General features: G+C 73.5%; 22 protein-coding genes and 1 tRNA gene. 16 read left to right on the top strand and 7 right to left on the bottom strand.

Annotated elements, in window-relative coordinates:
* Window positions 1-20: 20 nt before the first annotated feature.
* On the top strand, window positions 21-1,430 hold the full coding sequence (locus EUS26_RS06925; protein WP_130012511.1) for a DNA polymerase IV: 1,410 nt from the start codon (window positions 21-23) through the stop codon (window positions 1,428-1,430).
* A gap of 98 nt (window positions 1,431-1,528) precedes the next feature.
* Window positions 1,529-1,612: transfer RNA gene (locus EUS26_RS06920), tRNA-Leu, on the top strand.
* On the opposite strand, the gene EUS26_RS06915 is transcribed toward EUS26_RS06920, so the two are convergent.
* Complete coding sequence (locus tag EUS26_RS06915) at window positions 1,594-3,651, bottom strand: bifunctional copper resistance protein CopD/cytochrome c oxidase assembly protein (RefSeq protein WP_165368530.1); 2,058 nt, start codon at window positions 3,649-3,651, stop codon at window positions 1,594-1,596. The genes EUS26_RS06920 and EUS26_RS06915 overlap by 19 nt on opposite strands.
* A 256-nt stretch (window positions 3,652-3,907) precedes the next feature.
* Between EUS26_RS06915 and EUS26_RS06910 the strand changes: the two genes are divergently transcribed.
* The 7 genes from EUS26_RS06910 (at window position 3,908) to EUS26_RS06880 (ending at window position 11,941) form a co-directional block, all read left to right on the top strand.
* On the top strand, window positions 3,908-5,539 hold the full coding sequence (locus EUS26_RS06910) for a multicopper oxidase family protein (RefSeq protein ID WP_238148840.1): 1,632 nt from the start codon (window positions 3,908-3,910) through the stop codon (window positions 5,537-5,539).
* A complete protein-coding gene (gene lepB, locus EUS26_RS06905) occupies window positions 5,536-6,063 on the top strand; it encodes a signal peptidase I (RefSeq protein ID WP_130012504.1) in 528 nt (175 codons plus the stop codon). Before EUS26_RS06910 ends, lepB begins: the two co-directional genes overlap by 4 nt.
* Window positions 6,064-6,133: 70 nt before the next feature.
* Window positions 6,134-8,296: a PKD domain-containing protein gene (locus EUS26_RS06900; protein ID WP_130012503.1), complete on the top strand. Its 2,163-nt coding sequence runs from the start codon at window positions 6,134-6,136 to the stop codon at window positions 8,294-8,296.
* A 227-nt stretch (window positions 8,297-8,523) separates the two neighbouring features.
* Entirely contained in the window at window positions 8,524-9,438 is a 915-nt protein-coding gene (locus EUS26_RS06895) for an AfsR/SARP family transcriptional regulator (RefSeq protein ID WP_165368528.1), read from the top strand.
* Window positions 9,399-10,082, top strand: a complete 684-nt coding sequence (locus EUS26_RS06890) for a response regulator transcription factor (RefSeq protein ID WP_130012499.1) — start codon at window positions 9,399-9,401, stop codon at window positions 10,080-10,082. The genes EUS26_RS06895 and EUS26_RS06890 overlap by 40 nt, the downstream gene beginning before the upstream one ends.
* Entirely contained in the window at window positions 10,079-11,425 is a 1,347-nt protein-coding gene (locus EUS26_RS06885; RefSeq protein ID WP_130012497.1) for a sensor histidine kinase, read from the top strand. The genes EUS26_RS06890 and EUS26_RS06885 overlap by 4 nt, the downstream gene beginning before the upstream one ends.
* A 54-nt stretch (window positions 11,426-11,479) precedes the next feature.
* The gene (locus tag EUS26_RS06880; RefSeq protein ID WP_130012495.1) at window positions 11,480-11,941 is read left to right on the top strand and encodes a response regulator; all 462 of its coding nucleotides are present in this window, start codon (window positions 11,480-11,482) and stop codon (window positions 11,939-11,941) included.
* 33 nt (window positions 11,942-11,974) lie between these two features.
* Here the strand turns inward: EUS26_RS06880 and EUS26_RS06875 are convergent, their stop codons facing one another.
* Window positions 11,975-12,343, bottom strand: coding sequence for a VOC family protein (locus EUS26_RS06875; RefSeq protein WP_130012493.1), 369 nt, complete (start codon window positions 12,341-12,343; stop codon window positions 11,975-11,977).
* Window positions 12,344-12,552: 209 nt separating this feature from the next.
* Here EUS26_RS06875 and EUS26_RS06870 point away from each other — a divergent pair, with 209 nt between their 5' ends.
* Entirely contained in the window at window positions 12,553-14,241 is a 1,689-nt protein-coding gene (locus EUS26_RS06870; RefSeq protein WP_130012491.1) for an ABC1 kinase family protein, read from the top strand.
* A gap of 76 nt (window positions 14,242-14,317) precedes the next feature.
* Here the strand turns inward: EUS26_RS06870 and EUS26_RS06865 are convergent, their stop codons facing one another.
* Genes EUS26_RS06865 through EUS26_RS06855 form a run of 3 tightly spaced genes read right to left on the bottom strand, consistent with a single transcriptional unit; the run spans window position 14,318 to window position 16,125 of the window.
* Window positions 14,318-15,100, bottom strand: coding sequence for an alpha/beta hydrolase (locus EUS26_RS06865; RefSeq protein ID WP_130012489.1), 783 nt, complete (start codon window positions 15,098-15,100; stop codon window positions 14,318-14,320).
* Window positions 15,101-15,154: 54 nt separating this feature from the next.
* Window positions 15,155-15,760, bottom strand: a complete 606-nt coding sequence (locus EUS26_RS06860) for a pentapeptide repeat-containing protein (protein ID WP_130012488.1) — start codon at window positions 15,758-15,760, stop codon at window positions 15,155-15,157.
* A complete protein-coding gene (locus tag EUS26_RS06855) occupies window positions 15,757-16,125 on the bottom strand; it encodes a pyridoxamine 5'-phosphate oxidase family protein (protein ID WP_130012487.1) in 369 nt (122 codons plus the stop codon). The genes EUS26_RS06860 and EUS26_RS06855 overlap by 4 nt, the downstream gene beginning before the upstream one ends.
* Window positions 16,126-16,164: 39 nt before the next feature.
* Between EUS26_RS06855 and EUS26_RS06850 the strand changes: the two genes are divergently transcribed.
* On the top strand, window positions 16,165-16,770 hold the full coding sequence (locus tag EUS26_RS06850) for a nucleotidyltransferase family protein (RefSeq protein WP_130012486.1): 606 nt from the start codon (window positions 16,165-16,167) through the stop codon (window positions 16,768-16,770).
* Window positions 16,767-17,264, top strand: coding sequence for a GNAT family N-acetyltransferase (locus EUS26_RS06845; RefSeq protein WP_130012484.1), 498 nt, complete (start codon window positions 16,767-16,769; stop codon window positions 17,262-17,264). Before EUS26_RS06850 ends, EUS26_RS06845 begins: the two co-directional genes overlap by 4 nt.
* A gap of 46 nt (window positions 17,265-17,310) precedes the next feature.
* Here EUS26_RS06845 and EUS26_RS06840 read toward each other — a convergent pair whose 3' ends face one another.
* A complete protein-coding gene (locus tag EUS26_RS06840; RefSeq protein WP_130012482.1) occupies window positions 17,311-17,664 on the bottom strand; it encodes a GntR family transcriptional regulator in 354 nt (117 codons plus the stop codon).
* Window positions 17,665-17,732: 68 nt separating this feature from the next.
* Here EUS26_RS06840 and EUS26_RS06835 point away from each other — a divergent pair, with 68 nt between their 5' ends.
* Together EUS26_RS06835 and EUS26_RS06830 are read left to right on the top strand one after the other, a co-directional pair.
* A complete protein-coding gene (locus tag EUS26_RS06835; RefSeq protein ID WP_130012480.1) occupies window positions 17,733-18,629 on the top strand; it encodes an AAA family ATPase in 897 nt (298 codons plus the stop codon).
* A gap of 10 nt (window positions 18,630-18,639) precedes the next feature.
* On the top strand, window positions 18,640-19,755 hold the full coding sequence (locus EUS26_RS06830) for a vWA domain-containing protein (protein WP_130012478.1): 1,116 nt from the start codon (window positions 18,640-18,642) through the stop codon (window positions 19,753-19,755).
* 2 nt (window positions 19,756-19,757) lie between these two features.
* On the opposite strand, the gene EUS26_RS06825 is transcribed toward EUS26_RS06830, so the two are convergent.
* On the bottom strand, window positions 19,758-21,404 hold the full coding sequence (locus EUS26_RS06825; protein ID WP_130012476.1) for a M48 family metalloprotease: 1,647 nt from the start codon (window positions 21,402-21,404) through the stop codon (window positions 19,758-19,760).
* A gap of 264 nt (window positions 21,405-21,668) precedes the next feature.
* Between EUS26_RS06825 and EUS26_RS06820 the strand changes: the two genes are divergently transcribed.
* Window positions 21,669-22,175: a DUF6328 family protein gene (locus EUS26_RS06820; RefSeq protein WP_130012474.1), complete on the top strand. Its 507-nt coding sequence runs from the start codon at window positions 21,669-21,671 to the stop codon at window positions 22,173-22,175.
* 32 nt (window positions 22,176-22,207) lie between these two features.
* The gene (locus EUS26_RS06815; RefSeq protein ID WP_130012472.1) at window positions 22,208-23,344 is read left to right on the top strand and encodes an XdhC family protein; all 1,137 of its coding nucleotides are present in this window, start codon (window positions 22,208-22,210) and stop codon (window positions 23,342-23,344) included.
* Window positions 23,345-23,415 lie beyond the last annotated feature (71 nt).

The raw sequence follows: 23,415 nt of genomic DNA, 5'->3' as shown, positions 1-23,415 counted from the left end.
CCCGTGGCACAGTGGACACCATGGCGAGCGAGGGACGTCGGTGCATCATGCACCTCGACCTCGACGCGTTCTTCGCGGCCGTGGAGCAGCGCGACAAGCCCTCGCTGCGCGGGCGCCCGGTCATCGTCGGCGGGCTCGGCGGCCGGGGCGTGGTGGCCACCGCGTCCTACGAGGCGCGCCGCTACGGTGCCCGCTCTGCGATGCCGACCATCGAGGCCCGACGCCGCTGCCCTGCCGGCACGGCGTTCCTCTCCGGGCGGTTCACGGCTTACCGCGCGTCGTCGGAGGTCGTCATGGGCCTGCTGCGCAGCCGCTCGGCGCTCGTGGAGCAGGTGTCGGTCGACGAGGCGTATGTCGATCTCACTCCGCCGGCGGGCCCGATCGGCTGGGAGGACCCGGACCTCGGGGGGTGGTGCCGTGACCTCCTCGCCGAGATCACCGCGGAGACGGGCGGGCTGACCGCCTCGGTCGGTCTGGCGCCCAGCAAGATGATGGCCAAGCTGGCCAGCGAGATGGACAAGCCGGGCGGGGTGACCGTGGTGCGGCCGGGGGAGGAGCTCGCGGTGCTGCACGCCCTGTCGGTGCGGGCGATCCCCGGCATCGGCCCGGCGACCGGCGCTCGGCTGCACGGGTTCGGCGTCGACACGGTCGCCGACCTCGCCCGGATGTCCGAGCCGGACCTGGTCTCGATCTTCGGGACCGCCCAGGGCGCCGCCCTGCACCGGCTCGCGCAGGCCGAGGACGACCGCCCGGTCGTCGTCGAGCGCGAGGCGAAGTCGATCTCCAACGAGGAGACCTTCGAGAAGGACGTGGTCGACCGGGCCGAGCTGGAGTCCGAGCTGGACCGCATGGCGCAGGGGCTGGCCCGACGGCTCGAGAAGGCCGGTGTGTTCGCCCGCACCATCACGGTGAAGGCCCGCCAGCACGACTTCACCACCCAGACGCGCTCGGGCACACTGCCCTTCGCGACGGGCGACGCCGCGGTCATCCTGCGCGAGGGCAGGCGGCTGCTGGGTTCGGTCGACGTCACGAGCGGCCTCCGGCTGCTGGGGCTCGGCGTCGCCGGCCTCACCGCGCACGCGCAGGAGGAGCTCATGCTGGACACGGCATACCCGTCGGCCGGTGGCGCCGAGCTCCCCGACGCGGTCGGCGTGCCGGACGCCGGGCTCGTGGCGGAGCCCCGTGGAGCAGAGGCCGCCGCCGACGACGACCGGCCGGTCGCCGGTCGCCTGCAGCCGGGATGGCGGACCGGTCAGGACGTGCGGCACGACGAGCACGGCCCGGGCTGGGTGTGGGGGAGCGGGCGTGGCGTGGTGACCGTCCGGTTCGAGGGCCCGCGCACCCCGCCGGGGCCGGTCCGCAGCTTCCGGGAGGACGACCCGGCCCTGCACCAGGCGGATCCGCCGGACTGGCGGGAGGCTCCTTCCTGAGCGTGCGGCCCCGCCCCCGGATGGCGTGGTGCGCCCCGGGAGCGTGCTAGCCTTGACGGTCGTTGCGCACTTCCCACAGGTGTCGCAACAACACCCTTGTCCGGGTGGCGGAATGGCAGACGCGCTAGCTTGAGGTGCTAGTGCCCTTAACGGGCGTGGGGGTTCAAGTCCCCCTCCGGACACGTCGTCCTTCGACGGACCTCGAGACCCCCCGGACCCCACGGTCCGGGGGGTCTTCGGTGTCCTGGGGGTCGCCCGCCGACCGACGCTCGGGCACCGTGGACCGGGCGGCCCCGGCCCGGGCCGCGGCGAACCAGCACAGCAGGAGGGCGGAGCCTGCTGCCAGGACCAGGACGACGGTGCCCGCGGCCCGCTGGTCGACGAGCGGGTTGGCCACCCAGGGCAGGGCGAGGCGGGCGTAGAACCAGGGTTCGACCAGGACGACGCTGGTGCGCAGCCGGACCCCGAGCAGCAGGCACACCGCCAGGAAGGGCAGCAGGACCAGCAGGATGCGGGTCCGTGGCCGGGTCGCCTTGCCGGCCTCCGACCTGGTCAGCGCCACCGCGAGGAGGGTGCCGACGGCGCTCAGGTAGAGCAGCGCGAGGACGTCGGCGACATCGCTGGTGAGCACCAGCTGCCGCACCCGGGTGAGAGTGAGGACGGCGAGGGTGGCGCCCGCGTGCAGGCCGGCCACGCCCGGGCGGGTGAGGAGCTCGGTGGCGGGGCTCGTCCTCACCCGATCCAGCCACTCGCGGGGTCCGAGCGAGCCGTCGGTGCGCCTGGGCAGCACCAGGAGACCCAGCGTCACCGGGGCGGCGACGACGTAGGACATCGGGAGGACCGCGAGGAGGGTCAGCTGCTGGGCCAGCTGGACGCTGAGCTGCACCGACCCGTAGACCGCCAGACCACCGTTGGTGGCCCAGACGAAGCCGGTGGCGCCGACCAGGGCTGCGACGGTCCGGTGCCGCGGCCAGGAGACCCCCAGCCTGGACGACCGCCGGACCCACCGGAGGTAGACCAGGAGCGCCGCACCGGCGAGCAGCAGGGTCACCGGTTCCAGCCGGACCTCGGTCACCGCGGCGAGGACCGAGGGGGCGGGAGGCGCGGCATACCCGGTCAGCGCGACGGCCGGGTCGCTCGTCGCGGTGTCGGCGTGCGGCGGCCGGGTACGAGCCAGGGCGGACGACAGCCCGAGCACGCAGGCCATGAGGAGCAGCTCCGCGGCCGCGAGCCGACCGAAGGCGCCCGGCCTGCCGTGGGACAGCCGGGGCAGGGTATGCCGTCGATGCGCGGCACCCATGAGCCCCAGCAGCGCGAGCAGCACCACCTTGACGGCGACCAACCGCCCCCAGGGGGTCGTGAGGACCTCGGCCGGCGCGTCGAGACGCAGCAGCAGGCTGAGCGCGCCGGAGAGGACGAGCACCGTGAAGGCCCAGGCCGCCACGGTGGAGTACCGGTGGGCGGCGGTCGCCAGGCCCGTCCTCGACCCGTCACCACCGTCGTCGGTGACCTCCTCGTGCCGGAGTCCAGGGGCCACGACGAGAAGCAGGACGGTGAGGCCGCCCACCCAGACGCACGCGGCGAGCGTGTGCAGCCACAGGCCGAGCACGGCGGCTCCGTGGGCGGACGAGCCGCCGGTGTGCCCGACCCCGGCCAGCTGGAGCAGGGCGGCTGCGGCCAGCAGCAGACCGACCATCGTCTCCCCGGGGTGGCGGGCCACCAGCGCGGCGACGGCGACCAGGGCCGTGAGGACCGTCGCCGCGACCAGGGACCGGGTGGTGCCCAGGTCCAGGAAGGCCGGGATCTGCTCGGCCGGAGCGACCAGGCGGGCACCGCCCAGCACGTCGCTGAAGGTGAGGACCAGCAGTGCCGCCTGCAGCGCCGTCCAGAGGCTCGCGGCCACGACGGCGAGCCGCCGCAGCCGGCGCCACACCGTGGGGTGGGCGCCGGGAGACACCACCGCCACGCACAGGAGCAAGGCACCTACGGTCAGAGCGGCAGCGCCCCGGCTCAGGCCGGTGACCGCCGGCAGGCCCCAGCGGACCACCGCACCGGGGTCGGCGAGAGCGGGGGGCCGGGAGGCACCCGTGACCCAGACCGCCGTCACCACCGCGCCCACCAGGACGGCGAGAGCCGTCCCTCCCAGGACCCGGACCCGGGGCAGGACGGCATCCCCCCCGTCCGGCCGGGGCGGTGCGAGAGCTGGCGCACGTCGGTCCACGGGACCCTCCGCGGTGAAGGCGGCCGGCCCGGGAGGGCCGACCTGACAGCCGCATCGTAGGGCGGTCGGACGGCCGGGGTCGAGGGGCACGAGGCCCTTCTCGGGGCGGTCTCGCCCGCTGCACAAGGTTGGCGCAAGGGCCTCGCGACACAGTCGAGGGTGTCCTGCCGGTGACGGGCCCGTGACCCCCTGTCGCTGCCCGGACGCGACACCAGCAGCCGACCCTGAGCACGACAGAGGAAGAGACATCATGGACATGACACGACGAAGCGTCCTGACGGCCACCGGGCTCGGCGCGCTGGGAGTCATGGGCTACACCGGGCTGACCCGCCCCCTCGGCAACGAGGTGCTGACCAAGAGCGCGAGCGGCCTGTCGGACCGCAACTTCCCCCGCCCCTACCGCGCGACCTTCCGGCCGTTGCCGACGCTGGCGCCCTACGAGGTCGCCGTGGAGGACGGCGTCCGGGTGGAGAGGTACGCCGTGTCGGCCCGCGTCGGCACCGCGCAGATCCTGCCCACCCTGACGACACCGGTCATCGGCTACGACGGCTCCGTGCCCGGCCCCACCATCTCGGTCGAGCGTGGCACCCGGGTGCACCTGCGGGTGCGCAACAAGCTCTACGGCGTGCAGCACCCGGAGGACCAGGAGCACTCGCACCCGAGCGGGCTCGTGCTGTCGACCCACCTGCACGGTCACGCGTCGTTGCCGGAGTACGACGGCTACGCCGACGACAGGACGATCCCCGGCTACTACAAGGACTACGTCTACGAGAACGACCAGCCGGCCCGGACCATCTGGTACCACGACCACGCCACCCACCTGACGACCCGCAACGTCTACTCCGGTCTGGCCGCGCAGTACCACATCAAGGACGAGGCGGAGCGGGCGCTGCTCCCGCAGGGCGAGTTCGACGTGCCCATGACGCTCAGCGACATCATGTTCGAGGCCGACGGAACGGCCCGCTTCGACGACAAGGACCACTCCGGGCTGTGGGGTGACATCGTCCTCGTCAACGGACAGCCCTGGCCGGTGATGAAGGTCAAGCGGCGCGTCTACCGCTTCCGGGTGCTCAACGCGTCCATCTCCCGCTCGTACCGGCCCTACCTGAGCACCGGTGACGCGGTGCACATGGTCGCCACCGACGGCGGTCTGATGCCGAGGACCCAGTCGGTGACGACATGGCGGCACGCGCCGGCGGAGCGCTACGAGTTCCTCGTCGACTTCAGCCGGTATGCCGCGGGCACGCAGGTCAACCTCCTCAACTCCTCCAACCCCAAGAACGTCGACTTCGACCACACCGGCAAGATCATGGCCTTCAAGGTGGTCGACGACCCCGTCGACACCAGTGACCCCACGTGGAGGACGATCCCGACCACCCTGGTGCCGAGCGACACGATGAGCCTGACCCCCGCGCAGAGCGTCAGGACGAGGTACCTGGAGCTCAAGAAGAGCGACCTCACCAATGTCTGGAACATCAACGGCACGACGTGGCAGGACGTCGTCGCCAGCGGCTACACCTCGGTGCTGGCCGATCCGGGCCTGCACGCGGTGGAGATGTGGGACCTGCACACCAGCTCCGGTGGGTGGTTCCACCCCCTGCACATCCACCTGGTCGACTTCCAGATCGTCAGCCGCAACGGCAAGGCTCCGTACGCCTGGGAGCGCGGCCCGAAGGACGTCGCCTACGTCGGACCGGACGAGAAGGTGCGGGTGCTCATGCGCTTCGACCGCCCGGGCCGCTACATGGTCCACTGCCACAACCTGCCGCACGAGGACCACGACATGATGGGCCAGTTCCGGGTAGGCCTGGCCGCGGGGGCACCTGACCCGCACGACCCCATCACGGCGGCACGGCCGGCCCTGGACACCTTCCCGGAGCAGCTGTGAGCGTCCTCCCGACGACCACCGGGGCCGGTGCGCCCCCTCAGCCCCGTCCACGTACGTCTCGTCCGAGTCTGCGGTGGGCCCTGGCCTTCCTGGGCGTCCTGACGGCCGTCCTGGCGGTGCGCACCTGGGTGGTGACGCCGTTCGAGGTGGTGTCCGACTCGATGGCGCCGACTCTTCCCGAGGGGTCCACCGTCCTGGTGGAGCGGGTCTCCCTGACGTGGCAGGACCCCGGCCGCCAGGACCTCGTGCTCTTCGACAGCGCGGACGGTCCGGTCATCAAGCGGGTGGTCGGGACCGAGGGCGACACCGTGCGCATCGAGGACGCGGTCCTGCAGGTGAACGGCGAGCCCGTGCACGAGCCCTACGTCGACCTCGCGACCCTCGACGGGGTCTTCTTCGGGCCGGTGGTCGTCGGGGAGGACCAGCTGTTCGTCCTGGGTGACAACCGCTTCGACTCGATCGACTCCCGGACCTACGGACCGATCCCCGTCGACGCCGTCAGGGGGCGGGTGATCGCCCCCTGAACGCCCCCGCCGCCGCAGGCGCGACCTCATCGACCTGGCACCACCCGTCATCCCTCGAAGGAGACCGACCATGACCACCCACCCAGTCCCGCCGTCGCCGCAGACCCGGCGACTGCCCCGTGCCCCTCGTGAGGGGCGTCGACGCCTCGTCTCGGCGGTGGCCGCGACCGCCTTGCTGGCCACCGGCGCCGGTGCCGCCATCGCCGAGGTGACGCGGCCCAACCCCACCCAGCTCGACGCCTTCGGCCCGATCAGCGGCGAGCACGGATACCCGACCTACTACGAGGACAGCACCGGTCTGCGCCTGCAGCAGTGTCTCGACATCGAGGACCCCTACTGCGACCCTGCGTTCCTGCGCGGGGAGATGCCCGACCCAGACGCCCCGGTCAGCTTCCCGGACAACTGGCCGCTGGAGTCCTTCTACTTCCTGGCCGGCGCGAGCCTGGACATGCCGGGGGGAGGCAGCGCGATCCTGACGAGCGGCCTGGAGGCGACGATGGCCGGCGAGTCGGCGGTCGACGGTGACCAGGTGGTCTTCGGCCGGCAGCGCTTCGACATCGACTTCCCGGGGCCGGGCACCTACGTCGTGACCCACCCCTACGGCGAGGACACCTTCACGGTGACCTCGTCCGACTTCGACGACTTCCGCTACGTCGAGGACATCACCCCCTCACCCGGCAACTTCGGCCTGGCGCTGCGGTCACGCATCAACCCCTTCCTCGTCTCGACCGGCGGGCTGGTGACGACCGACCAGGGCACCTACGTCGGTGACCCCGGCGCGCTGACCTCCGTCACGGGCAGCCCCTACGACACCAACTACTTCCGGGTCGAGCAGGTGCTCGACACGGGGGAGAGGGTCGAGGTGGCCTCGACCGACCAGTTCACGGTCATGGGCAAGGTGTCGACGAACACCGGTATCGACCCTCAGGCGGCGATCCTGGTGGAGACCGAGGACGGCAGCTACCTCGACGTCCACGCCGGCACCGCCGCCTTCGCGTCGGTGACCCTCTCCGGCAACGGCCTGACCAGGACCACGCTCGACGGCGACGGTGGCCGCTACTTCGGCCGGGTCCCGCTGGGGACGTCGGTGCCCCGCACCGTCACCTTCACGAACGAGACCGACGAACCGGATGCGTCCCGGTCGCTGCCGGTCACCGACGGCGTCGTGATCACCGACGCGGTCTACGACACCGACTCGGACACCCTGACCGTCGAGGCCTTCTCGACCGACGAGGTGGACCCGCCCACGCTGACGCTCACCGGGCTCGGCGACCCGGTCGAGCTGTCGGACGGCAGGGCGACCGTGGAGACCAGCGCTCCACCGGTCACCGTGCGGGTCAGCTCCACCGGTGGCGGTGAGGACACCGCTGGCGTGTCGGTGAGGGGTGGTCCGGCGGGGGAGCGCGCGCCCACGATCGCGGCCATCTCCGGCCCGACCCAGGTGGTCTCGGGTGACGAGGTCACCCTGACCAGCGCCTCGCTGAACGCCGCGAGCCTGCACTGGGAGCAGACCGACGGGGTCGACGTCGGCGTCACCGGCTCCTCGTCGCAGGAGGTCTCCTTCACGGCCCCGGAGGAGGGCGGCACGCTGACGTTCACCCTCACCGCGACCGGCCCCGCCGGCCAGAGCAGCACCACCGAGCCCTTCGTCATCGAGCTGCTCACCGAGCACCCGCCCGCTCCGGCCCCGGTGGCCACCGCCACCGCGACACCCACCTCGGCCATGGTCGGGCAACGGGTGACCGTCTCGGGGACGGGGAGCCAGAACGCCACCAGCTACGCCTGGACCCAGACCGGCGGCACACCGGTGAGCCTCGACCCGTCGGCGTCGTCCTTCTCCTTCACCATGCCCTCCACCACCGAGCCGCTCACCTTCGAGCTGACGGTGGCCAACGCCGACGGGGCCACGGCGACCACGCAGGTCAGCGTCAGCCAGGTCGCCGACGTCCTGACGGTCTCCTCGGCTCAGTACCGCGCCGGGAAGGCCGAGTGGCGGGTCGAGGGCACGGCATCGGTCACCTCGGTCAACACGGTGAGGGTCTACCTGCGCAACGCCGACGGCAGCCGTGGTGCCCTCGTCGGTGAGAGCCTGGTCAGCGCACCGGTCACCGCGGGCGCCCCGGGTGACTGGTCGGTGCGGGTCCGCGGCGGGGTCAACCCGGGGACCGCGACCCAGGTCCTCGTCCAGTCGACCCGCGGTGGCTCGACGGTCGCGACCTTCCAGCGGCAGTAGCAGCCAGAGCAGCCCAGCTCCCGGGCTGAAGAGGGCCGTGGTCCGTCGGTGGTCGGACCACGGCCCTCGCCCTGCCTCGAGAACGGCATGCGCCCGGAGGTATCTGGCCCCGCCCTGCTCTCTCTGGGGGAGAAGTCCTGTACGGGCGCCCCGCAGGACCTTTACTCTTTCTTTACCTGCACCCGTGACGTGCAGCCAGCAGGAGGGAGCTGCCGATGACGGCGGTGGTGAGCATCAGGGTGTTCGGACCCACCCGGGTCGTCGCGGCGGACGGCGCGCGGGTGCACCTGCCGGGCAAGCATGGCCGCATCCTCGCCCTCCTGGCCCTGCATCCCGGGAGACCGGTGGCCAAGGACCGGCTCGCCGAGACGCTCTGGGAGGGCCACCCACCGCGCACCTTCCAGCAGACCCTCGACAGCGACGTCTGCGTGCTCCGCCGCCGGGCCGGGCTCGGCCCCGGACGGTCGTCGGCGCTGGGGACCACACCGTCCGGCTACGTGCTGGACCCTGCCCGGGTCAGCGTCGACCTTCAGGTGGCGCGCGACCTGGCCGCCCGGTCGGCCGAGGAGCCCGCCGCGGCAGCCGTGGCCAGCGCCACCGCCGCACTCGACCTCGCGTCCGCCCCGCTGCTGGTGGACGAGCCCTACGCCCCATGGGCCGAGGACGCCCGTCAGGAATGGGCACGCACGGAGTACGACCTCTGTCTCCGGGCGTCCCGGGCCGCCCTGGTCGTAGGCGACACCGCGCTCGGCGTGACCGCCGCCAACCGCGCCCTCACCGCGCGGCCGGTCTCGGAGGAGGCGGCGGTGCAGCTGATGCGGGCCTACTGGTGGGCGGGGCGGCGCGCCGAGGCGATCCGTGAGTTCCTGCGGCTGCAGGACCTGCTCCTGGACGAGCTCGGGGAGCGGCCCGGCCCGGAGGCGCGCGAGCTCTACCTCACCATCCTGCGGGACGAAGGCCTGACGGGCGACGACGGGACGGACGCGGAGCACCTCCGTCTGCTGCTGCAGCTGCTGCGCCAGGCGCTGGACCTGGCACCGGGGGTGCGGGCCCCCACGCTCGACGCCGAGCTGGCAGCGGCCGCCTCGGCAGCGCTGACCCGGTGGGGCCGACCCGGGGTGCCGGCCGGGTCGCGGGGCTGACCATGGGCCGGGGGGAGCAGACGGTGCTGCTGTGCGACGACCACCAGCTCGTCGCACAGCTGCTCGCCTCGTCCGTCTCCGCCGAACCGGACCTCGTGTGCGTGGGGGTCGCCCACGACGCCGCCACCGCCCTGCGCACGGCCCGCGAGACGATCCCCGACGTGGTCGTCATGGACGTGCGTCTCGGCGACGGCGACGGCATCGGGGTGGCGCGCGAGCTGCTCGCCGAGCTCCCCCGCACGCGGGTCATCGTCCTGACCGCCTTCGCCGACTCCCGGCTGGCCCGACGCGCCGCGGACGCCGGGGCCAGTGGGCTCGTCGCCAAGGACGGCCAGGTCGAGGTCCTCCTCGACCTGATCCGCAGTGCGGTCCGTGGCTCCTTCGTCAGCGGGCCGGGCATCCCGACGGTGCGGCAGCCGGCGGACCGTCTGGCCGCGGCAGGTCTCGACCCGCAGGATGCCGAGGTGCTGCGGCTCCTCGCGGCCGGTCTCGACGAGGAGGGCGTGGCGCGCGAGCTGCGCCTGGACCAGGACCGCGCACGGCGGCGGGTGCGGTCGGTGCTCGAGGCCCTCGGGGCTGACTCCCCACGCACCGCCGTCTCGGCGGCCGTGGAGCGTGGACTGCTGCGGGTGGGCCCGCGGTGAGCCGGCACCCTCCGCGTGCCGCCTCGGGAGCCACGGGAGCCTCGGACGGTGACCGGTCGGTGGTCCGGCAGGCGATGACCCGCTTCCTCCTGCTGGGTGGTATCACCCTCGTCGTGGTCTCGCTCCTGACGGTGGTGACGTCCAACGCCGTGGCCAGGGCGATCGCCACCCGGGAGGCCGAGGTCCGCACGCTCACCTTCACCCGGGTCATCGCCGCGCCCGCGATGGACAGCTCCACGATGGCTGACATGAGCGACAGCGCGGTGGTGCAGGACCTCGGGAACCGGTTGCTCGACGACTCGATCAGCCATGCCGTGGTGTACGACCCGGCCGGGCGCGTCCTCTGGTCGGCGGACCCCGACGCCGTCGGGAGGACCGAGACCCTCGACGCCGACGTGCGCGCCATCGTCGGCGGGGACGAGGCCGTCTCGCACTTCTCCCGCGAGACCCACGCCGGGGGGGAGCAGGGAGAGCTGGTGCTCGAGGTCTACGCCTCGGGCCGGGGCGCGGACGGGGACGCGTTCGTCATGGAGTGGTACTGGCCCACGGCCCATCTGCGCGACAGCCAGGCACAGGTCATGCGCATGCTGCTGCCGACGACGCTGGGCTCGCTGCTGCTCTTCGCCGCGCTCATCCTGCCCCTCACCCTGTCGACGGCGAGACGGGTCGAGCGCGATCGCGCACGCCTGACCCGACACGCCCTGCAGGCCTCACGGATCGAGCGACGCCGGCTCAGCGAGGTCATGCACGACAGCGTCGTCCAGGACCTGTCCGGCGTCGGCTACCTCCTGCCGATGCTCGGCCGGGAGATGCCCGAGAACGAGCACGCCCGAGGGATGCTGGCCCAGATCCAGTCGGCCGTGCAGCGGAACATCGCGACCATCCGCGACATGATCGCCGACATCAGGCCGGTCGACCTGCGCGGCGAGGGTCTGCTGGAGGCGCTGGAAGCCCTCGCCGCCCGGATGGAGGACCAGGACGTGCCTACCGAGGTGCGCCTCGATCCGCAGCTGGAGCACCTCAGCCTCTCGGCCCGTTCACTGGTCTACCGGGTCGCTCGCGAGGGGGCACGCAACGTGCTCCGGCACAGCCACGCCCACCACGCCGTCATCGAGGTCGCCGAGGAGCCGCCGTACGTCCGCGTGACCGTGCGCGACGACGGGATCGGTCTCGGACGGGGTGCAGGCGTCCACCGGTCGGATGGCTCCCAGGACCAGCACTTCGGGCTGTCGCTCCTGGGGGAGGCCGTCTCCGACGTCGACGGCGACCTTCACCTGCAGGACGCGCCCGCTGGAGGAGCGGAGCTCGTCGTCCGGTTCCGGCCTGATCGTGTGCTGTCCTGAGGCCGAGGTGGTCCGCGCAAGGTCCGCGCAAGGCCGCCACGCCTAGGCTGAGGTATGGACGCTGAGGTCATCGCACGAGGAGCCTGCGCACCGCTGGTCGGACCGGCGGCGCGGATCGTCCTCGTCGACGACCACCCGATGATCCGGGCGGGGCTGTCGGCCGCCCTGGGTGCGGAGCCGGACCTGCAGGTGTGCGGCGAGGGATCGGACGGCGTGGTCGGGGCGGAGGTGGTGCTGCAGCAGCGGCCGGACATCGTCCTCATGGACATCGCGATGCCGCTCATGGACGGCGTCGAGGCCACCCGGCACATCCTGTCGGACTGGCCCGAGGCCAGGGTGGTCATGCTCACCGCCTTCGCCGAGCAGCGTCTGGTCAAGGCCGCCATGGCCGCCGGTGCCTTCGGGTTCGTGCTCAAGGACGCCGACCCTCAGTCCGTCGTCTGCGCGGTCCGTCGCGCGATGCGCGGCATCCTCCCGGTGGGCGAGGAGATGAGCCACCTCCCCATGCGGCGCTGAGCTCGGGCGCCGTCGGCCTGGCGCGACGACGTCCTACTGAGGCTCCCGTTCCAGCACGACGACGGTGTTGCCGTCGGGGTCGGTGAGGGTGAACATCGGCGGCATGCCGTCCAGGCGCAGCACGTCGCCGCTGGGCTCGACGCCGACCGCGCGCAGCTCCTGGTGCGCACGGTCGGCGTCGTCGGTCCAGTAGCGCACGCCCAGGGGGAGTCCGCCGTCACGGGTCAGGAGCGCGATGCCGACCGCGGATCCCGGCGGCACCACCTCGAGCAGCCGGGAACCGGGGAACGGCTCGACGTCCATGCGTACCCGGCAGCCCAGGACATCGCGGTAGAACGCCAGGGCGCGGTCCTGGTCCTCGACGACGACGGTGACGGAGTAGAGGTCTTCGACGATGCTCATGCAGGTCCTGACCCGGTCCACGCCCCGGACTCATCGCCGGGCGGCGGATATCCGTCGCACGACGTCCTCGATGTCGGCCCGAGATGGCCCAGGGACTCACCGGGTCGGATGATTCCCGGAGGACCCCGGCGCGCGCGGGCCGCGGCGGTGGGGCAGGCTGAGATGGTCGCCGCCGGCGCACACCGTCCCCCGACCCGCCCGGAGGCCCGATGAGGACAGCAGACCTACGTGCCCGGTACTGGCGCATCGTCTTCTTCTTCGGGCGGGTGACGCTGGGCTTCGTCTGGTGGGAGATCGTGCTACGTCGCGTGGGCCTGGGCCGGCTCTCCGATCGCACCCGGATCGAGCGGGCACGTCGCGCGGCCGTGCGGTTCCGGGCGTTGGCCGTGTCCATGGGCGGCCTCATGATCAAGGTCGGGCAGTTCTTGTCGGCGCGGCTGGACGTGCTTCCTCCCGAGGTGACCCAGGAGCTGGCGGGGCTGCAGGACGAGGTCCCTGCCGAGGACGTAGCCGCCGTCAAGGCCGTGGCCGGGTCCGGGCTGAACCGGCCGGTCGACGAGCGCTTCGCGTGGTTCGAGGAGACGCCGCTGGCCGCGGCCTCGCTGGGGCAGGTGCACCGGGCTCGGCTACGGCCGGCCGAGGCCGCGGACCTGGGTTTCGAGGACGTCGTGGTCAAGGTGCAGCGCCCGCACATCCAGCAGGTCATCGAGGTCGACCTGGCGGCGCTGCGGCGGGTCGGTGGCTGGATGGCACGCTACCGGCCCATCCGGCGGCGTGCGGACGTGACGGCGCTGGTCGAGGAGTTCGCCACCACCACCCTGCAGGAGGTCGACTACGTCGCCGAGGCGCTCAACGCAGAGACTTTCGCCGACAACTTCGCGTCCGACCCCAGGGTGCGCGTGCCCGTCGTGGTGTGGGAGCTCAGCAGCCGCCGGGTGCTCACCCTGGAGGACGTCTCGGCCATCAAGCTGGCGGACACCGCCGCCATCTCTGCGGCGGGGATCGACCGCAGCGAGGTGGCCCAGGTGCTGGCGCAGACCTTTCTGCAGCAGATCTTCACCGACGCCTTCTTCCATGCCGATCCGCACCCCGGGAACCTCTTCGTCACCCCCCGGCGCAGCGCCGCGCCGGACGACGCCCCCGAATGGACCCTGACGTTCATCGACTTCGGCATGGTCGGTCACATCCCCGAGGAGCTGCGCGCCGGACTGCGCGAGATCCTGGTCGCGGTGGGCCTGCGGGACGCGACCCGCTTCGTCGCCGGGTTGACCCGGCTGGACCTGCTGCTCCCCGGGGCCGACCTCTCCCTCGTCGAGTCCGCCGCCGAACAGGTCTTCGACCGCTTCGGTGGCCTGCGGATCGACGAGCTCCAGCAGATCCCGCCGGAGGACCTGGTGCGCTTCGGCCTGCAGTTCCGAGAGCTGCTGCGCGAGCTGCCGTTCCAGGTTCCGGAGAACCTCCTGCTGCTGGGCAGGTCGATGGGCATCCTGTCCGGCATCTGCACCGGACTGGACCCCGAGTTCGACGCCTGGGGCACCATCACCCCCTACGCGCGTCGGCTGCTGGAGGAGGAACGGCAGGGCCTGCCCCAGACCGTGGTCGAGGAGGCCTTGGCCCTCGGCCGGCTGGCGCTGGTGCTGCCGGGGCGGGTGGACCGGTTCCTGACCCGGGCCGAGCGTGGCGAGCTGGCAGTCCGGACCCCGGCGCTGACCGCGCAGGTGGCCCGGGTAGAACGGTCGGTGACGCGGCTGACGTCGGTGGTCGTCTTCACCGCCCTCCTCCTCGCCGGGGCCATCCTGCACTCCTCCGACGAGGTGATCGGACGGCTCCTGATGGCAGCGTCGCTCCTGCCTCTCGGCTGGTCGTTCGTCAACGGCGCCCGTCGCGGGCCGTCATGACCCAGGGCCCCTCGGGGGAGGGGACGGATGAATCCCGTCGGGGCCCCTCACGTCCCCGCGGTGGTCGAGACGTGGCTCAGGCCGCGGTGCCGCTGTCGAGCGGCAGCCAGGCCAGCACCTCCTGGACGACCTCGTCCCAGTAGTCCCAGGTGTGGTCGGCGGACGCGTAGCTCTGGGTCACGGCGACGCCCCGGGCGGTGGCCTGCTCGACGAACCGGTGGGACTGGCCGACGAGCACGTCCTGGGTGCCGCAGGCCACGAACAGCCGCGGCAGGGCGTCGACGTCCGCCTCGGCCAGCAGGTGGGACAGGTCGCCCTGCGTGCCCCGGACCGGCTCGTCACCCAGGACCAGGCGCAGCGTCTCGTCGCGGTCTCCGCGCGCCCGCAGGGCGTCGAGGTCCAGCGCACCGGACAGCGAGGCCGCCGCGGCGAACCGTTCGGGCCGGCGCAGCGCCAGCTGCAGCGCGCCGTAGCCGCCCATCGACAGCCCCGCGACGAAGGTGCGCTCCCGGTCGGTGGACACCCGGAACAGCTGGGCGACGATCTCCGGCAGCTCCTCGGAGACGAAGGTCCAGTAGCGCCCGCCGTGCCGCATGTCGGTGTAGAAGCTGCGGTGCACCGCGGGCATGACGACCGCGAGCCCGAGGGCCTCGGCATACCGCTCGATCGAGGTGCGCCGCGACCAGATGGTGTCGTCGTCGCTCAGCCCGTGCAGCAGGTAGAGCACCGGCGGCGCCTCGTCGCTGGGCGGCGGCTCGTCGGTGCCGATCCGGGTCCGCACCCGTTGCGGCAGGATCACCGACATCGACGTCGACAGCTCGAGCGCGTCGGAGAAGAAGTCGCAGCGGATGAGGGCCATAGGTCGCTCCTGGGGTCCGGGTATGCCGTGGGGTCGGTCGCAGGGAAGGGGTGGTCAGGTCTCGACGACCGCGCCGAGGGACTCGGCCACGGCGAGGGCGCCGGCCAGGTCGATCCGGGCGCCGCGCAGCGTCGCGTCGGAGAGGTCGGCCCCGAGGAGGTTCGCCTCGCGCAGGTCGGCTCCCTCGGCCCGGGCGCCCCGCAGGACCGCGCCGGACAGGTCGGCTCCGCGCAGCGAGGCGGTGCGCAGGTCGGCGCCGGCGAGGTCGGCCTCGGTGAGCCGGAGCCCGGAGAGATCCTGGTCGCGCAGGTCCGCACCCCGCAGCGTCACCCCCCACCACGAGCCGCCCGTCACGGTCAGCGGCCGCAGGTCGCACCCGGAGAAGCTGCTGCCGTCGAGCCGGCAGCCCTCCAGGGTGGCGTCGAAGAGCGAGGTGTCGGTGAAGGTGCACGCGGTGAACGACGTGTGCCGGTGCACCGAGGCGTTGAGCCGGCACCGGTCGAAGGTGCAGTCGACGAAGCGGCAGCCCGAGGTCACCGCCTCGGTGAGGTCGACCTCGCGGAACACGCAGTCCCGCCAGGAGCGGCCGCTCAGCTCGACGGCGTACCAGTCCTCGTCGAGGAACGTCGCACCCACGACCTCGGTCGGCGCCGCGCTCACGAGAGCGGCTGGCAGTCGTTGCCGCACCCGGTCGCCGACGGCGGCGAGCCGGGGCGCGGTCGCCGGTGCAGGACGGCGTGGCTGGGCTCGACATGCAGCTCGTCACCGGCCAGGGTCGCCTCGCCGTCCACGACGAGGGCGTATCCCCCCGACTCGGTCGGCGGGAGCAGCAGCGTCACCGACGGGCGCTGGGGGAGCACCCGGCGCGCCGTGCGGCCCGGGGCGGCGACGACGAGGACGTCCCCCCGCATCGATACCTCCACCTCGCCGACGTGCGGCCGCTCGTCACCGGCCAGCAGCAGGTAGGCCGTGGGGTGCCGCCCCAGCGCCTCCGCCAGCTCGGCCAGGTCGACCACGATGCTCATGCACCCATCATGCCCCGGCCCCCTGACACACTGGCCCGCATGGGTACCCCGACGGCACGCGTCACCGGTCTGCTGCTCGCCGGGGGGGCCGGCCGGCGGTTCGGCGGGCCGAAGGCGCTGGCGAGCACCGACGGGGACCCGTGGGTGGTCAGCTCGACCAGGACGTTGCTCGACGGCGGCTGCGGCGACGTGCTCGTGGTGACCGGCGCGGAGGCGGGACAGGTCGAGCAGCGCCTCGCCGACGCCTTCGGGGGCGACCCGCGGGTGCGCGCCACCTCCTGCGGCACCTGGGAGCAGGGCATGGGCGAGTCGCTGCGCGCCGGCCTCATGTCCCTCGTCTCCCGCGGCCGCACCGTGCCGCTGGTCGCGGTCGTCCACCTCGTGGACCTCCCCGACGTGGGCAGCGACGTCGTCCGCCGGCTGCTCGCGTCCGGGGCGCGGCCCTCGGCCCTGGCGCGCGCGGCATACCAGGGGGTCGCGGGTCATCCGGTGCTCCTCGGGCAGGAGCACTGGCAGGATGTGCTCACCGGCGCGCGGGGCGACCAGGGCGCCCGGGCCTACCTGCGCAGGGCCCGTCCCGAGCTCGTCGAGTGCGGAGACCTGGCGCAGGGCACCGACGTCGACCGACCCGAGGAGCAGCGATGAGCGACTGGCTACCGGCGGACTTCCGGCACCCGGGGAGGGTCGACCTCCCGGGGACCCACCTGCACCTGCGGCCCATCAGCCCGGACGACACCGAGATCGACATGGTCGCCGTCATGGGGAGCCAGGAACGGCTCTTCGCCATCTTCGGGCCCGCCTGGGGCTGGCCACCGCCCGACATGACGGCCGAGCAGGACCGCGCCGACCTGCAGCGGCACGCCGAGGAGATGGAGCGGCACGAGTCGTTCAACTACGCCGTCCTCGACGAGGGGGAGACCCAGATCGTGGGCTGCGTCTACGTCGACCCGCCGGAGAAGGCGGGGGCCGACGCCGAGGTGTCCTGGTGGGTGGCCGACCCGTGGGTGGGGACGGCGGAGGAGAGCGCGCTCGACGCGTTCGTCCCGCGGTGGCTGGAGCAGGACTGGCCCCTGTCCAGCCCGCGCCTCGTCGGTCGGGACATCACCTGGCAGGAGTGGCTCCACCTGCCCGACCTCTAGGTGCGCACCAGCCGGGCCGAGAGGGGCAGGTCACCCACCGGCGTCGTCACCAGCTGCGGCGCAGCAGGCCGATCGCCTGCGACAGGTCCAGGCCCGCCGAGCGCGCCTGGTGCGCCAGCTCGTCGGCCGCCTCCCGGACCGGGGTGCCCGGCTCGAGGTCGCCCCGCACCAGCGTGCCGCCGCGGCCGCGGGTCTCGACGTGGCCCTCCTCCTCGAGCCGGCGGTAGGCCTTCGCCACCGTGTTGGGGGCGATGTGCAGGTCGGCGGCGAGCTGGCGCACCGGCGGCAGCCGGTCGCCGGGCACCAGGGTTGCGTCCTGGATCGCCGCCACGACCTGGTCGACGACCTGCTCGAAGACGGGGGCGGCGGACCCGGGGTCGAGCACGATGCGGAGGCTCACGCCAGCAGGGTACGCCGCGTCCACGCCCCGCCGTGGACAACACCGGGCCCGTCAGGGATGCTGCCCGTATGCCGCACCCCGCCCTGGCCAGCCCGGACACCCTGCGCGCCGCCCTGGCGGAGACGGCATACCTCGCGGACGAGGGGCTGGCCACGGTGACATGGCTGGCGCACACCCTGCAGCGGCCGCTGCTGCTGGAGGGGGAGCCCGGCACCGGCAAGACGGCGCTGGCCGAGGCCGTCGCGCAGCTGCAGGGGGTGCCGGTGGTCCGGCTGCAGTGCTACGAGGGGATCGAGGCGAGCCAGGCGCTCTACGACTGGGACTTCCCGCGCCAGATCCTGCACCTGCGGGCCGTGGAGGCGCTCGCCCGGGACGCGTCGGACGGTGCCGGGGTGGAGGCGCTGGAGGCCGAGCTCTTCGACGAGCGCTTCCTGCAGGCGCGGCCGGTGCTGAGAGCCCTGCGCGAGGCCCCGTGCGTGCTCCTGGTGGACGAGATCGACCGGGCGGACGACGAGTTCGAGGCCTTCCTGCTCGAGGTCCTCTCGACCTGGTCGGTCAGCATCCCCGAGCTGGGGGTGGTCGCCGCGGACACCCCGCCCTTCGTCGTGCTCACCTCCAACCGCACCCGCGAGCTGCACGACGCGCTCAAGCGGCGCTGCCTCTACCACTGGATCGAGCACCCCGGGCTGGAGCGCGAGCTGGAGATCGTCCGCGCCCGGCTGCCCGAGGTGGAGGGGACGCTGGCCCGGGAGGTGGTCACCCTGGTGCAGCAGCTGCGGGCCGACGACGCCATGGTCAAGCCGCCCGGCGTGGCCGAGACGCTGGACTGGGCGCGGGCGCTGACCGCGCTCGGCCGCAGCCGTCTCGACCCCGAGGTCGCCGCCGCCACGATGGGCGCCGCGGTGAAGTACCGCGAGGACGCCGAGCGGGTCCGGGTCGCGCTGGACCGGATGCTCACCCGCTGAGGGGTATGCCGTGACCCAGGTCGAGGGGTGGAGCGCCGGGCAGACGCTCGGCGGTTTCGCCCGGGCGTGCCGAGCGGCTGGCCTGCCGGTCACCGCGGATCGTGAGCGGACCTTCTTGTCCGCCTGTGCGGCAACGGGTCTGGGGAGCAGGGAGCGGATCTACTGGGCCGGGCGGTCGACGCTGACGGCCTCTCCGGCCGACCTGGAGCCGTTCGACCGGGTCTTCGACGGCTGGTTCGGCGGCCGGCCGATGCACGCCGTCAGCCGGGACGAGCCCCCCGCGCCGACGACGGTGCAGGCCTCGCTGGAGGAGCCCTCGGGGCAGGGGGAGGAGCAGACGCGGGACGACGTCGTGCGGGTCACCGCGTCGGCGCAGGAGGTGCTGCGGCACCGGGACGTCGCCGGTCTGTCACCGGCGGACCGGGCCGCCGTGCGCCGGCAGTTCTCCACGCTGACGGCGCGGCCGCCCACCCGGCCGGCACGACGGCATACCCGGTCGCGACGGGGTGAGGTCGACGGGCGCGCGACCGTGCGGGCGCATCTGCGCAACCTCGGCGAGCCGACCCGCATCCGGCTGCGTGACAGGGCGATCCGTCGCCGACGGGTCGTCCTCCTCGTCGACGTCTCGGGCTCGATGACCTCCTACGCCGACAGCCTGCTGCGCCTCGCCCACCGCGTCGTGCAGGCGGCGCCGCACACCACCGAGGTCTTCACCGTTGGGACCCGTCTCACCCACGTCACCCGCGCGCTGCGCGAGCGGGACCCGGACCGGGCCCTGCTCGCGGCCGGTGAGGCGGTCCCGGACTGGTCGGGCGGCACCCGGCTGGGCGAGGCGGTCGACGTCTTCCTGCGGCGCTGGGGGAGGCGCGGCATGGCCCGCGGCGCGGTCGTCGTCGTCCTGAGCGACGGGTGGGAGCGGCAGTCCCCCGAGCTGCTCGGCGAGCAGCTGCGGCGCCTGCGCTCGCTGGCGCACCGCGTCGTGTGGGTCAACCCGCACCGCGGCAAGGACGGGTACGCCCCGGTCCAGGCGGGCATCGTCGCGGCGCTCCCGCACGTGGACGACCTGGTCGCCGGGCACTCCCTCGCCGCCTTCCAGGAGCTGCTGGACCTGCTGGCCCGCTCCTGACGTCAGCTCCCGGTGCCAGCCCGGGTCGTCGCGGCGGCCCGGAGGCGTTCGATCCGGCCCTCCAGTCCCGGGTGCTGCTGCAGCAGGTTCCACAGCCAGCCGGTCCGACGCTTCATCACGTTGGCCTCGGCCATGGTCTCCAGCGCAGCGGCCAGCTGCTCGGCCCCGACGGTCCGCGCGGCGTAGTCGTCCGCCCGCTTCTCCAGGGCGATGCCGACGACCCCCTGCAGGACGAGGACGAGCAGCGGGGGCACGGCGCACACCACGGCCAGGACCGCCCACAGCGGAACCGCCTCGAGCACGCTCTCGAGGTGGTCCCGACCCAGCCATGCCGCCGCCAGCACCGCGACGACCGGCAGCGCGATCACCGCGGCCTTGAGGAGCAGGTGGTGGCCCTTGCCATGGCCCGCCTCGTGGGCGATCACCGCCTCGAGCTCCTGCTCGCTCAGCACCTCCAGGGCGTGGTCGGTGACGAAGACGTAGCGCAGCCGCGGCAGCACCCCGCTGATGGCGGCGTTGACCACCTTGCCGCCGCGGGTGTCGATGAGGCGCAGGTCCCGCACCCGGAGGTCGTGCTGCTCGAGCCAGGTGCGCAGCATCGAGTGCTGCGGCTCGGGCAGCTGGCGGGTCCGCATCATCCGGCTCGTGAGCATCGGGCCGACGATGCCGATGGCCAGGATCATCACCGGCAGGAAGACGAGGTAGGCCCGGGCGTCCCAGGCCATGACCGTCCCGCCGAGGCCCCCCACCACGGCTCCCAGCACGCCGAACACGAGCAGCGCCCGGCCGGTCTCGCGGAAGGCTCCGCTCGTGGTCTGCTCGGTGTCGCGCAGCTCACGGTCGGCCGGGACCACGGCGAGGAGGATCGCCACGACCACCAGGACGAACGGCAGGAGCGTGAGGGCCACGCCCGCGACGACCCCCAGCCAGGCAGGGGCGCCCGGCGCGACGAGAGCCAGCAGCAGCACCGCCCCGTCACGACCGCCGAGGAGCGACCCGGCGACCGCACCCCCGACCGCGGCCAGCATCGCCACCGTCGCCGCGACGCGGAGCCGGTGCACCCGCGCGGTCCGGTCCTCCGCACTCGACACCTGCCGGCGGGCATACGTCCGCAGGAGCAGGTAGACCAGGAGGGGCAGCCCCAGGGCGGTCAGGACAGGCAGTGCCGCGACCCACCAGGGCAGGGACCAGGTGACGTCCTCGCCCTTCATGTGGAGGTCACCCGCCTGGCGCTGCGGAGCACCGTCGACCGTCGCGCCGCGCGGCAGCGACAGATGCACCTCGCCGCTCTCGGACAGGTCGCCCCAGAGCTCCGCCGCGGCCGCCGGCACGGTGGAGCGCAGGCCGCTGGCCTCGCCGACCGGCGTCGTGACCTGGACGCGCACGGTGTCGGGCCCGTGGTTGTCGACGACCTCCAGGTCCTGGATGTTCAGCTCACGGGCGGCGGCATGCTCGCGCACCCGCGCCTCGGCGTCCGCGTGCGAGAGCTCCTCGGGGAAGACGACCGTGACCCGGTCGCGGCTGCCGGGCTCGTCGTGCAGGACGACCTCACCCGGCCCGTAGTCGTCGTGCGTGGCGTGGGCCGGCCCGACGGGCTGCGCGACCAGGAGGACGAGCGCCAGGACGACGGACCGCAGGACGGTGGTCACCAGTGGCGTGGGCGTGAAGTCGCGCGGACCCGCACGACGGTGTGATGGCATACCGGAGAGTAGTACCAGGTCTGACCTGCGGCGTCGCCGTCAGCCGTGCCCACCGGTCACCTCGGCCGCCACGAGCGTCCCGTGGGAGTCGGGGAGGGTGCCGACTCCCACGGGACCGTGACGCCGCGGCCGTGGCCGATCACGGTCGCCGGGTGGGTCCGCATGCCCTACCGTCCTGCCCATGCACGAGCTCCACGACAGCCGGACGTCGCGATGAGCACGCCCCACCCCGACGCGGGGGACGACGAGCGGCTCGGTCGCACGGAGACGACGGACGAGCGGATGGACCGCAACTTCGTCGACCTCCTGCAGGAGCTGCGGGTGCTGCAGACCGGCACCCAGATCCTCGCCGGCTTCCTGCTGACGCTGCCCTTCCAGGCGCGGTTCGCCGACCTGGACGGCTACCAGCGCGGCCTGTTCCTCGTCGCCGTGTGCCTCGCGGTGGCCACCACGGCCGTGCTGGTCGCCCCGGTCAGCGCGCACCGGGTGCTCTTCCGGCACCACCTGAAGGCGCAGCTCGTCACCGTGTCGCACCGGCTCACGCGGGTGGGGCTGGTGCTCATGGGCCTCACCATGGCCACCGTGCTCGCCCTCATCGTCAGCGTCGTCGTCGGCGACACCGCCGGGGTGGTCGCGGCGGTCGTGGCCGTGGCCCTCTTCGGCGGGGTGTGGGGAGCCGTGCCGTACGCCGTGCGCAGGGCCGCCGCCGGCGACGCGTAGTCCGCCCGGCCGCGCCGTGGCACGATCAGCACATGCGTGACGTCCTGGACCGGCTGCTCCCGTGGTGGGAGGACGACCAGCAGGTCGCCCTGGCGACCGTCGTCGGCACCTGGAGGTCGGCGCCTCGCCAGCCGGGGGCCGCCATGCTCGTCGGCGCGGACGGCGAGGCCGTAGGCTCGGTCTCCGGCGGGTGCGTGGAGGGCGCGGTCTACGAGCTGGGGGAGCAGGTCATCGGCACCGGCACCCCGGTGCTGCAGCGCTACGGCGTGTCCGACGACGAGGCCATGGGGGTCGGGCTGACGTGCGGCGGCATCCTCGACATCTACGTCGAGCGGGTCTCGCCGGCGGACTTCCCCGAGCTGGGGGAGGTGGCCGCCGACATCGAGGCGGGCCGGCCCGTCGCCGTGGCCACGGTCGTGGCGCACCCGGAGGCGGAGCACCTGGGCCGACGGCTCGTGGTGCGGCCCGAGCCCGCGCCGGTGGTGGGCACCCTCGGCAGCGCCCGCGCGGACGCCGCGGTGCTCGACGACGCCCGGGGCATGCTCGCGCAGGGCCGGACCGCGACCCTGGAGTACGGCCCGGACGGCGAGCGCCGGGGGGAGGGGATGCGGGTGTTCGTCGCGTCCTACGCACCCCGCCCGCGCATGCTCGTCTTCGGCGCCATCGACTTCGCTTCCGCGGTCGCCCGGATGGGCACCTTCCTCGGCTACCGGGTCACGGTCTGCGACGCCCGGCCGGTCTTCGCGACCCGCAGCCGCTTCCCGGACGCCGACGAGGTCGTGGTCTCCTGGCCGCACCGGTATGTCGAGGCGCAGGTCGCGCACGACGCCCTCGACGCGCGCACGGTCGCCTGCGTCCTCACCCACGACCCGAAGTTCGACGTGCCGCTGCTGGAGGTGCTGCTGGGGGAGGGCGCGCCGGAGCTGGCCTACATCGGCGCCATGGGCTCGCGTCGCACCCACGAGGACCGCCTGGCCCGGCTGCGCGAGGCCGGGCTGCGGGAGGAGCAGCTGGCCCGGCTGCGCAGCCCCATCGGTCTCGACCTCGGCGCCCGCACCCCCGAGGAGACGGCGGTGAGCATCGCGAGCGAGATCATCGCGCTGCGCTGGGGCGGTCGCGGCGAGCCGCTGCGGGAGACCGAGGGCGCGATCCACCGCCACCCGGGCTGAGCGGGCACGGCATACCGTCTGACCACCGGGTATCTCTTGCGCAGCACCCCCCGTCGGGGCAGGATCAGCAG

The sequence above is a fragment of the Serinicoccus sediminis genome (assembly GCF_004153545.1).
Taxonomy (GTDB): Bacteria; Actinomycetota; Actinomycetes; order Actinomycetales; family Dermatophilaceae; genus Ornithinicoccus; species Ornithinicoccus sediminis_A.
Note: the sequence above shows the minus strand (reverse complement) of the source record. Positions and strands in the feature narration are given on the sequence as shown.